This is a genomic window from Paenibacillus sp. 2KB_22 (assembly GCF_052115745.1).
GTDB lineage: Bacteria > Bacillota > Bacilli > Paenibacillales > Paenibacillaceae > Paenibacillus.
Genome location: NZ_JBFRHG010000012.1, coordinates 1 through 13284 on the forward strand (window position 1 = coordinate 1; position 13284 = coordinate 13284).

Annotated in this window: 12 protein-coding genes and 1 rRNA gene; 12 read left to right on the forward strand and 1 reads right to left on the reverse strand. The window is 47.4% G+C overall.

The window, feature by feature from the left end:
• Positions 1-43: 43 nt before the first annotated feature.
• The 9 genes from rrf to pssA all read left to right on the forward strand — a co-directional run bounded on the left by rrf (position 44) and on the right by pssA (position 10231).
• A 5S ribosomal RNA gene (rrf, locus tag AB4111_RS29940) occupies positions 44-160 on the forward strand.
• A gap of 179 nt (positions 161-339) precedes the next feature.
• Positions 340-1515 (forward strand): GNAT family N-acetyltransferase, encoded by a 1176-nt coding sequence (locus AB4111_RS29945; protein ID WP_442034930.1) that lies wholly within the window; start codon positions 340-342, stop codon positions 1513-1515.
• 461 nt (positions 1516-1976) lie between these two features.
• The gene (locus AB4111_RS29950; RefSeq protein WP_253441191.1) at positions 1977-2438 is read left to right on the forward strand and encodes a CtsR family transcriptional regulator; all 462 of its coding nucleotides are present in this window, start codon (positions 1977-1979) and stop codon (positions 2436-2438) included.
• Positions 2439-2469: 31 nt separating this feature from the next.
• Positions 2470-2994, forward strand: coding sequence for a UvrB/UvrC motif-containing protein (locus AB4111_RS29955; protein ID WP_253441190.1), 525 nt, complete (start codon positions 2470-2472; stop codon positions 2992-2994).
• Positions 2995-3022: 28 nt separating this feature from the next.
• Positions 3023-4093, forward strand: a complete 1071-nt coding sequence (locus tag AB4111_RS29960) for a protein arginine kinase (protein ID WP_442034933.1) — start codon at positions 3023-3025, stop codon at positions 4091-4093.
• Between the two features lie 181 nt (positions 4094-4274).
• Complete coding sequence (locus tag AB4111_RS29965) at positions 4275-6737, forward strand: ATP-dependent Clp protease ATP-binding subunit (protein ID WP_442034934.1); 2463 nt, start codon at positions 4275-4277, stop codon at positions 6735-6737.
• A 260-nt stretch (positions 6738-6997) separates the two neighbouring features.
• Positions 6998-8365 carry a DNA repair protein RadA gene (gene radA / locus AB4111_RS29970; RefSeq protein WP_036671578.1) on the forward strand — a complete coding sequence of 456 codons (1368 nt, stop codon included), beginning with the start codon at positions 6998-7000 and terminating at the stop codon, positions 8363-8365.
• A 13-nt stretch (positions 8366-8378) separates the two neighbouring features.
• Positions 8379-9455, forward strand: coding sequence for a DNA integrity scanning diadenylate cyclase DisA (gene disA / locus AB4111_RS29975; RefSeq protein WP_062836168.1), 1077 nt, complete (start codon positions 8379-8381; stop codon positions 9453-9455).
• 44 nt (positions 9456-9499) lie between these two features.
• Positions 9500-10231, forward strand: a complete 732-nt coding sequence (pssA, locus tag AB4111_RS29980; RefSeq protein WP_017692048.1) for a CDP-diacylglycerol--serine O-phosphatidyltransferase — start codon at positions 9500-9502, stop codon at positions 10229-10231.
• Positions 10232-10357: 126 nt separating this feature from the next.
• On the opposite strand, the gene AB4111_RS29985 is transcribed toward pssA, so the two are convergent.
• On the reverse strand, positions 10358-10753 hold the full coding sequence (locus AB4111_RS29985) for a hypothetical protein (protein ID WP_017692049.1): 396 nt from the start codon (positions 10751-10753) through the stop codon (positions 10358-10360).
• A gap of 173 nt (positions 10754-10926) precedes the next feature.
• On the opposite strand from AB4111_RS29985, the gene AB4111_RS29990 reads away from it, so the two are divergent.
• The 3 genes from AB4111_RS29990 to ispF all read left to right on the forward strand — a co-directional run bounded on the left by AB4111_RS29990 (position 10927) and on the right by ispF (position 13263).
• The gene (locus AB4111_RS29990) at positions 10927-12012 is read left to right on the forward strand and encodes a PIN/TRAM domain-containing protein (protein ID WP_047841132.1); all 1086 of its coding nucleotides are present in this window, start codon (positions 10927-10929) and stop codon (positions 12010-12012) included.
• Positions 12013-12094: 82 nt separating this feature from the next.
• The gene (gene ispD / locus AB4111_RS29995; protein WP_442034936.1) at positions 12095-12790 is read left to right on the forward strand and encodes a 2-C-methyl-D-erythritol 4-phosphate cytidylyltransferase; all 696 of its coding nucleotides are present in this window, start codon (positions 12095-12097) and stop codon (positions 12788-12790) included.
• Complete coding sequence (gene ispF, locus AB4111_RS30000) at positions 12787-13263, forward strand: 2-C-methyl-D-erythritol 2,4-cyclodiphosphate synthase (protein WP_017692052.1); 477 nt, start codon at positions 12787-12789, stop codon at positions 13261-13263. Before ispD ends, ispF begins: the two co-directional genes overlap by 4 nt.
• Positions 13264-13284: the final 21 nt, after the last annotated feature.

Sequence of the window (13284 nt, forward strand, 5' to 3'; positions counted from 1 at the left end):
GTTCCATATCTGATTTCAAGAAGCTTTGCTTCGACAAATCGCGTTTGGTGGCGATGGCGGAGGGGTTCCACACGTACCCATCCCGAACACGACCGTTAAGCCCTCTAGCGCCGATGGTACTTGGACCGCAGGGTCCTGGGAGAGTAGGACGCCGCCAAGCGAAGAACCACTGCCGATGTTATTCGGTGGTGGTTTTTATTTATTTATTTTAGGGGATGCGAAAGCATCTCTTATTTGACTTTGTAAGAATCCTCTGACACACTCTAAGGGGTACTTATATCACATATCAGGCCATGATTTGGATTGATAATAACTCTAATGAATGGGGTGTAGGACAACATGGAAATTCAAAAATTGACGGTAGATGATTTTGAACCGGCGATGGCACTCTCCGAATATGCTTTTCAAGCAGTAATGAGTGAAGAACAAAAAGAAAAACGGCGGAGTCAATTTTCGTCACAGGATATATGGGGTGTATATGAGGATGGGCAGCTAGGAGCCAAACTTCACATTATTCCTTTTCAAACCTATATTCATGGTAGATCGTTCGAGATGGGCGGTATTGCGGGTGTAGCCACCTGGCCAGAGTATAGACGCAAAGGCTGGGTAGCGGGTCTACTAAAGCATGCGTTGGAAGAAATGAATCGCAACAAACAAAGTATATCGTTCTTGCATCCATTCTCTTTTGGTTTCTATCGAAAGTATGGATGGGAGACGTATGTTGAATTTAAACGGTATAAAGTACCTACAGCTCATTTGCCTCTGAAAAAAGCGACACCTGGAACAATTCGGCGTGGGGATCCGGGCCTCAGCATATTAAAGGAAGTATACAGTGCTTATGCTGAACGCTATAACGGAACTCTGGTTCGGGATGATGCAAGGTGGGAGAATTCAGTTCTGGTTAATGGAAGCAGCCAGAAGGCTGTATATTACGATGAAGCTAATGCAGCACAAGGTTATCTTTTATATGAGGTTAAGGAAAATAAGTTTACCATTAAAGAGATCATCTATCTGAACGAAGAGGCTAGGCAAGGACTGTGGACCTTCATTGCTAACCATGATTCCATGATCCAGGAAGTTACGTTGCAGGCACCTGCCAGTGATACGCTTGCTTTCCAATTGGATAACCCGCGGATTCAGCAGGAGATCGTACCTTATTTTATGGCGCGTATCGTTAGTGTGGAGCAGTTTATATCCCAGTATCCATTTGCAAGCCAGGACTCACCGGTGCAGATTGTTCTACAGGTAGAGGATTCCCACGCTCCGTGGAATGAAGGAGTATGGCAATTAAACGTAGCAATGAATGGAACAGCGTCCATATGGAAAACTTCGGAGCCAGTTACTGATGATCAGACTATTAAGGTAGATATTCAAGCCCTTACTGCGGTGCTGATGGGATATCGCAGACCAACGGAAATGGCACGAATGGGAAGAATTCACGGACCGAACACAGCAATCAAGGCTTTGGAACAAGCGATTCCTGAACGGGAAACCTATTTACTCGATTTCTTTTGATGACTACTCCCACTGCTCGATTTATCTGGATTAGCTTATATAGAAATACGGCGTGATTGAAAGACAAATGGACTTCTCCAGCAATTTTGGAGAGGTTTTTTTGTGTCTGGGGAATATTTCGTGTAAAATCGTAAAAAATGAATAGTGACCCCACTTGGCAAACCCACAAAATATGCTATAATGTATATAAAGTCAAAGAAAGTCAAAGTCAACTAAAGGTTTAATACTTAAGTAGCTTTCTTTCTACAATCTGATGCATGATCGCCAATATACGGGATTCATTACATCGGAGGATCAAGGGAATATTAAAGGACCTTCGTGCTTCCTTCGCTCTCCTGTTGATACCTGTGGAAGCAAGATTCGCTGTTTTCCTTATTGGTTAAATGGGTAGAGAAGGTGTACTCTGTGGGGGCGTGTGGGTCCTTATTGACTTAACGTTTCAGACAGTGGAGGATGATTGGATGCGTAATATCTCTGATATTATCGAACGATATCTGAAGAGTATTTTGCATGAAAGTCCCGAAGGAATGGTTGAAATTCAGCGTAATGATCTGGCAGATCAATTCTCATGTGTACCTTCCCAGATCAATTATGTCATCAGCACACGTTTTACACTCGAGAAGGGATACCTGGTAGAGAGTAAACGCGGTGGTGGTGGTTATGTTCGCATACAGCGCATTGAATTACCAGCCCATTCAGCTCTGCATAATCATTTGCACCATAGTATTGGTGATGAGATCGGGCAGACAGCTGCCGAAGGTCTGATTTATCAATTGGAAGAAGCACGTTTCTTGAGCAAGCGTGAAGCTGGGTTGATGCGAGCTGCTGTATCTAGAGAGGTTATATTGGTCAAACTTCCTTACCGGGATCAAATTCGTGCCAGAATGTTAAAGGCGATGTTAATATCTTTGCTCGGTAAATGAAAACTATCGGGGTCAAAGGAGGTACATCATTATGCTGTGCCAAGAATGCAATAAACGTCCGGCGACACTACATTTTACGAAGATCGTAAATGGAGAGAAGACGGAATTCCATATTTGTGAGTCATGTGCCCGTGAAAAAGGGGAAATGATTCCTGGAACAGCAGGTGGGTTTTCCATTCACAACTTGTTGTCCGGGTTGCTTGATTTTGATCCAGCCGGCAAAAGTGGATCGGCAGGAACACCACCTGCAAAAGCACTTCAGTGTGAAGAGTGTGGTATGACGTACGCACAATTCAGCAAGATAGGCCGATTTGGCTGCAGTTCATGTTATAAATATTTTGACAGTCGTTTGGACCCTTTGTTCAAGCGGGTTCATGGTAGTACGTCCCATGTAGGTAAAGTACCTGCACGAGCTGGTGGTCGCATTAAGGTGAAACGGCAAATCGCTGATCTGAAGCGTGAGCTCCAGGAGAGCATCGCCCAAGAGGAATTTGAAGAGGCAGCTCAGATCCGTGACCAGATCAGAGGACTTGAAAAAGGAATAGCTCAGGAGTAAAGTTTGTCATGAGTAGGAGGGATGCGTAATGCCTAATCTGCGCTTTACAGAGAAGGCGCTCAGCGACTGGATGCGCAGTGATGCGGCTGATTCCGAAATCGTCATTAGCAGCCGTGTCCGGATTGCGCGCAACCTTCAGCATGTTCCGTTTCCGATGCTGGCTTCTAATGAGCAATCGGAAGAGGTGCTGAATAAGCTGAGCGAAGTACTTCAATACGATGACGTTCATGCCTTTGGGGATTTTCATACTTTGGATCTGATCGATATTGACGAACTCGACAAACGGGTGCTGGTGGAGAAACATCTCATCAGTCCAAGTCTTGCGAATGAATCCAGGAATGGTGCGGTTATTCTCAGTGAGGATGAGTCTGTCAGTATTATGATTAATGAAGAGGATCATCTTCGTATCCAGTGCCTCTATCCGGGGTTCCAGGTGAAAGAAGCCTGGGAGAAAGCTTCCGCAATAGATGATGCTTTTGAAGCGCACGTGGATTATGCTTTTGATGATCGCAGAGGATACTTAACCAGCTGTCCTACTAATGTAGGTACAGGTGTCAGAGCATCTGTCATGATGCACCTGCCTGCCCTGGTGATGACGCAGCAGATTGGCCGTATTTTAACCGCAGTTTCCCAAGTGGGATTGACTGTAAGAGGGATATACGGTGAAGGCAGCGAAGCTATGGGTAACCTGTTCCAGATCTCGAATCAGATTACACTGGGACAGACTGAACAGGAAGTCATTGAGAACCTACATGGTGTGGTGTTACAGATGATTGGTCATGAACGTACAGCCAGAGAACGGTTAATTACCGACTCCAGACTTCGAATTACGGATCGTGTCATGCGTTCTTACGGCATATTGTCTCATGCAGCTATTGTAGATTCCAAGGAAGCTGCACAGCGCTTATCGGATGTACGCCTTGGCGTGGATCTCGGCTTGTTGGATGGACTGTCTATCACGGTAATGAATGAGTTGAATGTGATGACACAGCCGGGATTTTTGCAGAAAACATATGGGGAAGATATGCGCACAGATGAGCGTGACATCTATCGTGCTCAGTTGATTCGTGATACGATCAACGCAGCTAAGCAGTCCTAGCTTGCCTGATATTGTATTGAATTATGGTTTCATGCCGCATTGCGGCTTTTATATAATAAGGCATGTACGAATGCCGAATGACTTTATTCGCAGCACGGCTGCAAACAAAAATGATATGAAGAATACGACGGGGATGGTTTGAAACCCTCGTTTTATCCAAAACCATGGAGGTGCAGGAGATATGATGTTTGGAAGATTTACGGAACGGGCCCAAAAGGTGCTCGCACTCGCGCAGGAAGAAGCTGTCCGTCTCGGTCATAATAACATCGGTACTGAGCATATTTTGCTCGGCCTCATTCGTGAAGGCGAAGGCATCGCAGCCAAAGCACTGATCGGCCTGGGACTCGGATTGGAAAAAATTCAGGATGAAGTAGAAACGCTGATTGGCCGCGGCCAAGAGCAACCTACCAACATTGCATATACGCCACGTGCGAAAAAAGTAATTGAACTGTCTATGGATGAAGCTCGTAAATTGGGCCATACCTATGTAGGTACAGAGCATATCCTGCTCGGATTGATTCGTGAAGGCGAGGGTGTTGCAGCACGTGTGCTCAATAACCTGGGGATCAGCCTGAACAAAGCACGTCAACAAGTGTTACAGTTGCTTGGCAGCAGTGAAGCTGTATCCAGCCATAATGGAACACCTGCCAATGTCAGCACACCAACACTGGACAGTCTGGCACGTGACCTCACGGCATACGCCAGAGAGAATAACCTTGACCCGGTCATTGGGCGTAGCAAAGAAATTGAGCGTGTCATTCAGGTGCTCAGCCGTCGTACCAAGAACAACCCGGTATTGATCGGGGAACCAGGTGTAGGTAAAACAGCGATTGCTGAAGGACTTGCACAAAAAATCATTGCGAATGAGATTCCGGAAACATTGCGCGACAAACGTGTAATGACCCTGGATATGGGTTCAGTAGTCGCTGGAACCAAATATCGTGGTGAGTTTGAAGATCGTCTGAAAAAAATCATGGATGAGATTCGCCAAGCAGGTAACATCGTCCTGTTTATCGACGAATTGCATACCTTGATTGGAGCAGGCGGAGCTGAAGGTGCCATCGATGCTTCTAATATTTTGAAACCGGCTCTGGCCCGTGGAGAATTGCAATGTATCGGTGCGACAACACTAGATGAATATCGCAAATACATCGAGAAGGATGCAGCGCTTGAGCGTCGTTTCCAACCGATTACTGTAGATCAACCTTCTCCGGAAGAAGCAATTCAAATCTTGCACGGCTTGCGTGACCGTTATGAGGCGCATCACCGCGTGAAAATTACGGATGAAGCGATTGTGCAGGCGGTTAAGCTGTCTGACCGTTACATCACAGACCGTTTCCTGCCAGACAAAGCGATTGACCTGATTGACGAGGCGGGTTCCAAAGTAAGATTGAATTCTTACACGATCCCACCAAACCTGAAACAACTGGAAAGCCGTCTGGAAGATATCCGCAAGGAAAAAGACGCTGCAGTTCAAAGCCAGGAATTCGAAAAAGCAGCCGCTCTACGTGATACGGAACAAAAAATCCGTGAAGAGCTGGATGTAACGAAGAATCAATGGAAAGAAAAACAAGGTCGCACGGATTCCGAAGTAACACCAGAGGATATCGCACAAGTGGTAGCCAACTGGACAGGAATTCCGGTAAACAAGCTGAAAGAAGAAGAGACACAGCGCCTGATGAATCTGGAATCGATTCTGCATGAACGTGTCATCGGCCAGGATGAGGCTGTGAAGTCGGTCAGTCGTGCGGTTCGTCGTGCACGTGCTGGATTGAAAGATCCAAAACGTCCGATGGGGTCATTTATCTTCCTCGGTCCTACAGGGGTAGGTAAAACAGAACTTGCTCGTGCTCTGGCTGAAGCGATGTTTGGCGATGAAAATGCAGTAATCCGTATTGATATGTCCGAGTATGGTGAGAAGCATTCGACTTCCCGACTCGTCGGAGCGCCTCCAGGATATGTTGGATATGAAGAAGGTGGCCAGCTGACAGAGAAAGTTCGTCGCAAACCATATTCCGTTGTCCTGCTCGATGAAATCGAGAAAGCACATCCGGAAGTATTCAATATCTTGCTGCAAGTACTTGAGGATGGTCGTCTGACGGATTCCAAAGGTCGCGTCGTTGACTTCCGGAATACGCTGATTATCCTGACATCCAACGTGGGTGCTGAAGCGATCAAACGTAACTCTACACTTGGCTTCACAGCAGTTGTGGATGCAGGTGCGGATTATGATAACATGAAGGGTAAAGTCATGGATGAACTGAAGAAAAGCTTCCGTCCAGAGTTCCTTAACCGGATTGATGAAATTATCGTATTCCACTCTCTGGAACAGAAACACATTGCAGAGATTGTTACCCTCATGAGTGAAGAGCTTCGCAAACGACTGCGTGAATACGAGGTTGACTTCGAACTCACCGACAATGCCAAGGATTTCCTTGCCAAAGCCGGCTTCGATCCAGCTTACGGTGCGCGTCCGCTTCGTCGGGCAATCCAGAAGCATATCGAGGACAAATTGTCTGAAGAGTTGCTTACAGGTAACGTAACCAAGGGCGATTCATTACTCATTGACGAAGAGAACGGAGCACTGTCTGTAACGAAAAAAGAAGTGATTGTTCCTTCTAACGAGGAAATCGAAACCAAATAATATGTAGCAAGCTATGGAGTTGAACTCCAGCTTGTCTTGATTCTTAATCCTTCTCGGCTTCGGCCGGGGAGGATTTTTTGCATTTTGGACAGAAGACGGACATGATTGTGTCAGGAACATGTGTAAAGTTTGCGATAATCCTTTACGAAAAATCTCAAACAATGGTAAACTTTTAGTAACCCTGCACGTCAGGGAGTTTGGGCAAAATTCGTCGAATAATGCAAAATGCTGTTATAAAACTAAATTATAGGAGTGCTGAAGTGGCCAAAGTTAAAACCAAGTTTCAATGTACGGAATGCGGCTATGAAGCCCCCAAGTGGTACGGCAAGTGTCCGGGATGTCAGTCATGGAATTCAATGGTGGAAGAAACAGAGACGGTGGTCAAAACACAAGGGAGAAATTCTCCTCTGTTTGACAGTAAAGATAAACCGCTTCCTATCATAGATATAGATAGCGGTCAGGAACCGCGTGTACAGACTGGAATCGGAGAGTTGAACCGGGTATTGGGTGGCGGAATCGTTCCAGGTTCACTCGTTCTGGTGGGTGGAGATCCAGGTATCGGTAAATCAACGTTGATGTTGCAGACGTCCCATGCTTTGACGCACTCGGGTTTACGTGTGTTATATGTTTCCGGTGAGGAATCAGTCAAGCAAACCAAATTGCGGGCAGATCGTCTCGGGGCACTCTCTGCCGAGTTGTATGTGCTGTGTGAAACCAATATGGAACGTGTAGAGGAAGCGGTGGATCAGATCCAGCCGCATTTTCTTGTCATCGACTCCATTCAGACGGTGTATCTTCCCGAAGTTACCAGTGCGCCGGGTAGTGTAGCACAGGTAAGGGAATGTACGTCAAGGTTCATGCGGATTGCCAAAGGTAGAGGCATTGCAACGGTTCTTGTGGGGCATGTTACCAAAGAAGGTGCCATTGCCGGTCCACGTATGTTAGAACATATGGTGGATTGCGTGCTTTATTTTGAAGGAGAACGCCATCATACGTATCGCCTGCTGCGTGCGGTGAAGAACCGTTTTGGTTCCACCAATGAGATTGGTATTTTTGAAATGGGCGAGGATGGACTTCGTGAGGTGGGCAACCCGTCTGAACTGTTTTTGTCGGAACGCCCACTGGGTGTAGCGGGTTCTACGGTAGTTGCCAGTATGGAGGGCACACGTCCTCTGCTCGTGGAATTGCAGGCGTTGATCTCGACCACTCATTTCCCTTCCCCCCGCCGTATGGCAACAGGGGTAGATCTGCATCGATTAAATCTGATCATTGCAGTGCTGGAGAAGCGGATGGGCATGTTTTTACAAACCCAGGATGCATATCTTAACGTGGCTGGTGGAGTAAGGCTGGATGAACCCGCGGTAGATTTGGCGGTTGCGGTCAGCATTGCATCCAGCTTGAGAGATGTACCGACCAAGCCGGATGACGTCATCTTTGGCGAGATTGGTCTCACAGGTGAAGTTCGGGCCGTATCACGAGCCGAACAACGAGTGAAGGAAGCCGCGAAGCTGGGCTTCAAGCGTGTCATTTTACCAGAAAAAAGCTTAAAGGGCTGGAAACATCCTCGCGGGATACAACTGATCGGTGTGAATACCGTGGCAGATGCACTAGCGGTTGCTTTAGATTAGGGGGCATAACAAGATGAAAGATTCGAGCCAACTGGATAATATGAATGAATTATTAAGGCTGATCGCACCAGGTACACCTTTCCGCGAAGGTCTGGAAAATGTGCTGCGCGCCAAGACGGGCGCACTGCTTGTTGTAGGATACAGCCCTGAAGTCATGGAAGTGGTGGATGGGGGATTCTCGATTAACTGTGATTTCTCCCCCAACTATCTGTACGAACTCGCCAAGATGGATGGAGCCATCATTCTTAGCGAAGATCTGAAGCGTATTCTTTACGCCAATACCCAGTTAATTCCCGATTCCTCGATCTCTTCTTCAGAGACGGGGATTCGTCACCGGACGGCGGAGCGTGTAGCGAAGCAAACGGGTAAATTGGTCGTATCCATATCACAGCGCCGGAATATCATTACCTTGTATCAGGGAACACTTCGTTATTCCCTCAAGGAAATCGGGGTTATTTTGACCAAAGCGAATCAAGCGATTCAAACCCTGGAGAAATACAAAGCTGTATTAACACAGTCCCTTACGAATCTGAGTGCTTCTGAATTTGAGGAACTGGTGACGATTCCTGAAGTGGTTAATGTGATTCAGCGTACCGAAATGGTGATGCGGATCAAAACGGAAATCAAACGATACATTCATGAACTCGGGAATGAGGGACGACTCATTTCCATGCAAATGGAAGAGCTTGTGGGTACAACGGAAGAAGAAGCCTGGTTGTTGTACAAAGACTATGCTCGTGACGACAGTGATGACAAAATCCGTGAAATTATCGTGGGACTGAAAAGATTGTCGGACGATGAATTGCTGGATGCACACCACATTGTCCGTCTGCTCGGTTATCCTTCATCAGCGGCCACGTCAGAGGATTCGGTTGCACCTCGCGGATTCCGGGTATTAAATAAGATCCCCCGCCTGCCCAATGTCATTATCCATAACCTGGTGGATCAATTCGAACAATTGCCTCATGTTATTATGGCTACAATTGAAGAACTGGACGAAGTGGACGGTATTGGTGAAGTTCGTGCCCGGACCATTAAGGAAGGCCTCAAACGTTTGCAGGAGCAGATGTTTATCGACAGACAGATGTAAGGGTTTGCCTATATAAGGCTTGAAATGGATGAGGTGAAACAACGATGCTAACCAGATTCATTCCGAATCTCTTTACCCTGGGTAATCTGTTTCTTGGAATGATGGCAATTTTGCTTGCGATTGATGGAAATTACAGTTTGGCTGCCATTATGGTCATTGTAGCGATGCTGCTGGATGGTCTGGATGGCAGAGTGGCACGTGCACTCAATGCCCAAAGCGAATTCGGCAAAGAACTTGATTCCTTGTCTGATATGGTTTCCTTTGGTGCAGCACCAGCCCTGATCATATTTATGGTGTCGTTTCAAGATTCGATGCCGATTCTCGCCTGGATTGCAACAGCGGCTTTTCCGATCTGTGGAGCCATTCGTCTTGCCCGATTTAATGTCCGTCCGGGAATCCCCGGGTACTTCACAGGTTTGCCGATTCCGGCAGCCGGCGGAGTGCTGGCCACATTGTCTTTGTTTAACAAGGATATCGGTCCGGTCAGCATGATGATTGCTACGTTGCTTTTATCGTATCTGATGGTCAGTTCGCTTAAATATCCCAATTTCAAAAAGGTCGGGTTGCCACGCAAGGCAATCTGGATTGCCCCATGGGTTGTGTTATTTGCCATAGCCGTAGCCGTGATTTTCCCGGAGCAGTTATCCAAATTGATCTTTATTCCGTTGGTGTTATACGCCTTGTATGGAATGAAGCATAACGTGCGAACAGCGGCCTCGCGTAGTCGGGCGAAAAAGCGCAAGGATGAGAAATCTTCCCGTCCTTCCGATCGTTAAGTAGCCTTGGTGACAGACAATATACAAAGAAAGCACGTACTCTCCTGAACTGGAGAATGCGTGCTTTTTGTTTGTTCAGATCTATTTACGGTAAAAGAAACCCTTGCGAACGACATACATATCTTCTTACGACAGATTAAACATCCCTAACGTTGAACACTTCTGTGATTCGTGATTTACGACCTCTTCCATGTTAATGTCCAGCAGATTGCAGAGAGCCGACATGTAGAACAGGTTCCGCCCTAGCTCAGAGCTAATGACCTCTCGGCAGTTCTCACACAACTCACCCTCCACATGCGTTTCCAGCAAACCCTTGGTTTGAGCGATGTCGCTCTCCGGGGCATATTTCTGCTTGGTGGCGTGCAGCTCGATGCAGCCGCATTCGGTAATGGCTTTGGACACGGCACGGTTAACAGACGCTCCGGCTTGTCCCGTTTTGGACAGTACATCAATCAGGCTGCGATGACGCAGCAACAGTTCAGAAACTTGATCCTGGAAAGCCTGTAAACTTAGCGTACTCATTTTGCCACTCACCTCGGGATATGAATTGAATTCATTATATGCCAATAATTTACCTACTTTCAACTGACGATTGCAACATTTCCAAAAAGTTCTTCCGGAAGGGATTAGCAATTCAGGAATTGGATCATACTGGATATCAAGATCAAGATACATTGAAGGAGGTGCAGGGACTAATGTGGAAAAAAGGCATTTTAACTTTTACAGGATTGTGCGGTGCATGGTTCGGCTACACGGCATATCATCTGGCAGGAAAATCGGTCCCATGGATGGCGGAGTGGATTCAGTCCGCAGGATTACTGGGAGCTGGTATATCGACGCTGCTGGGAGCTGTAATGTTTATGGCTGTATGTAATATTGGTGGAACATTGATGGCAGACAGGCTGCATAGTGGAATCGATTCATTGGCAAAAGTACCTATGAACGAACTGGCTGCAGGTGCCGCAGGTACCGTTGCTGGGTTGCTGGTGGCCTTGTTGCTCTACCCTGTTGTGGGATGGATGGGAACGGCAGGAGAAGTGCTGCAAGTGGCGCTGACGGTGATTAGTGCTTATTCCGGCTACACCCTTGCCATGGCGAAGAAAGACGATCTGGGGGCCTTCTGGATGTCTGGGCGATGGGGTCATCCCGAGGTGGACGAAGATAGACGGATGGAAGAACATAAAATTCTGGATACCAGTGTTATTATCGATGGGCGTATCGCTGATATATGCAAAACCGGATTTATTGAAGGTACGATTGTAATCCCGGAATTCGTTCTGGAGGAGCTGCAGCATATTGCCGATTCATCGGATCTGCTCAAGCGGAACAGAGGACGGCGTGGACTGGACATTTTGAACAAAATCCAGAAGGAACTCGATGTAAAAGTCCTCATCTACGAAGGGGATTTTGAGGAAATTTCCGAGGTGGACAGCAAACTGGTTAAACTGGCTAAAGTGCTTCAGGGCAAAGTGGTCACCAATGACTTCAACCTGAACAAAGTGTGCGAACTCCAAGGTGTATCTGTGTTGAACATTAATGATCTCGCCAATGCGGTGAAGCCGGTTGTTCTGCCAGGTGAGGAGATCATGGTGCAGATCATCAAGGATGGCAAGGAGCATGGTCAAGGTGTAGCCTATCTGGATGATGGCACGATGATCGTTGTGGAGGGCGGACGCGAGTATATCGGCATGATGATGGAAGTGCTCGTGACCAGTGTGTTGCAGACTTCAGCGGGACGAATGATTTTTGCCAAGCCTAAACTGTTGGAAAAAGCCCAATAAAGCGGTATGATGGGTAGTGTATCGTTGAATGATATTGTATATCTTTGGACGATAAACTGACAGACAAGGCAGGGATTGCGGCATGGATAAAGGGTGGGGCGTTGTCATTGTGGCAGCAGGTCGCGGAACCCGGATGGGGACGACCGAGAGCAAACAGTTTCTGTTGCTGCAGGACAAGCCCGTTTTCATACATACGCTTGAGGTATTTGCTGCGCTGGACGAGATCCGCGAGATGGTGCTGGTCACAGGAGCTGCAGATGTTGAACGCTGCCAGGATTGGGTAAAAGAATACCAACTGGATTCACGTGTCCGTGTTATCCCCGGAGGGAAAGAGAGACAACATTCTGTCCATAAAGGCCTTGAGGCACTTGGGACGGATTGGGTTCTCGTTCACGACGGGGTACGTCCTTTTGTGAACCATGAGCAGATCAAGGGATGCATGGCGGCTGCCACATCCGGTGGTGGAGCAGCTGTACTGGCGGTTCCCGTGAAGGATACGATCAAACAAGTGAATGCGGAGGGAGTCGTTACGGCGACACCAGATCGCAGCAGTCTGTGGAGCATTCAAACCCCGCAGGCTTTTCGTCTTTCTTCCCTGCTCTCCGCCTACGATTCAGCCGAGCAGGACGGATTTCTGGGAACAGATGACGCTATGCTGGCTGAACGTCAGGGTATGTCGGTCAAGGTTGTGGAAGGCAATTATACCAATATCAAATTAACAACGCCGGAAGATTTGCAATACGCTGCGTTTTTGTTGGGGGGAGAGAAGAAGCGATGATACGTGTAGGACAGGGATTTGATGTACATCAGCTGGTAGAGGGACGCCCGTGTATTATTGGCGGAGTAACGATTCCTTATGAAAAAGGACTGCTGGGTCACTCGGACGCAGACGTGCTGTTGCACGCGATTAGTGATGCCATTTTGGGTGCGCTGGCACTTGGGGATATCGGCAAGCACTTCCCGGATACCGATCCGGAATTCAAGGATGCCGACAGCCTGAAATTGCTGGAGCATGTCTGGCAGCTTGTGAAGGATCGCGGATATAAGCTGGGAAATATCGATTCAACGATTATTGCCCAGAAGCCGAAAATGGCTCCTTACATCCCACAGATGGCTGAGGTTATTGCCAAGGCACTGGAAGCGGATGTAACACAGGTGAACGTGAAAGCAACTACGACAGAGCAACTGGGATTCCCGGGACGGGGAGAGGGCATTGCCGCTCAATCCGTTGTTTGCCTGGTTCGTGTGTGATATCATCAATTAATTCGTGAC

Bases quoted from the DNA above. Each gene is read 5' to 3' on its own strand.
- AB4111_RS29985 (WP_017692049.1), bottom strand. From the start codon at position 10,753: ATGAGTACGCTAAGTTTACAGGCTTTCCAGGATCAAGTTTCTGAACTG.
- ispD (WP_442034936.1), top strand. From the start codon at position 12,095: ATGGATAAAGGGTGGGGCGTTGTCATTGTGGCAGCAGGTCGCGGAACC.
- AB4111_RS29955 (WP_253441190.1), top strand. From the start codon at position 2,470: ATGCTGTGCCAAGAATGCAATAAACGTCCGGCGACACTACATTTTACG.
- AB4111_RS29960 (WP_442034933.1), top strand. From the start codon at position 3,023: ATGCCTAATCTGCGCTTTACAGAGAAGGCGCTCAGCGACTGGATGCGC.
- ispF (WP_017692052.1), top strand. From the start codon at position 12,787: ATGATACGTGTAGGACAGGGATTTGATGTACATCAGCTGGTAGAGGGA.
- AB4111_RS29950 (WP_253441191.1), top strand. From the start codon at position 1,977: ATGCGTAATATCTCTGATATTATCGAACGATATCTGAAGAGTATTTTG.
- AB4111_RS29990 (WP_047841132.1), top strand. From the start codon at position 10,927: ATGTGGAAAAAAGGCATTTTAACTTTTACAGGATTGTGCGGTGCATGG.
- AB4111_RS29945 (WP_442034930.1), top strand. From the start codon at position 340: ATGGAAATTCAAAAATTGACGGTAGATGATTTTGAACCGGCGATGGCA.
- disA (WP_062836168.1), top strand. From the start codon at position 8,379: ATGAAAGATTCGAGCCAACTGGATAATATGAATGAATTATTAAGGCTG.
- AB4111_RS29965 (WP_442034934.1), top strand. From the start codon at position 4,275: ATGATGTTTGGAAGATTTACGGAACGGGCCCAAAAGGTGCTCGCACTC.
- pssA (WP_017692048.1), top strand. From the start codon at position 9,500: ATGCTAACCAGATTCATTCCGAATCTCTTTACCCTGGGTAATCTGTTT.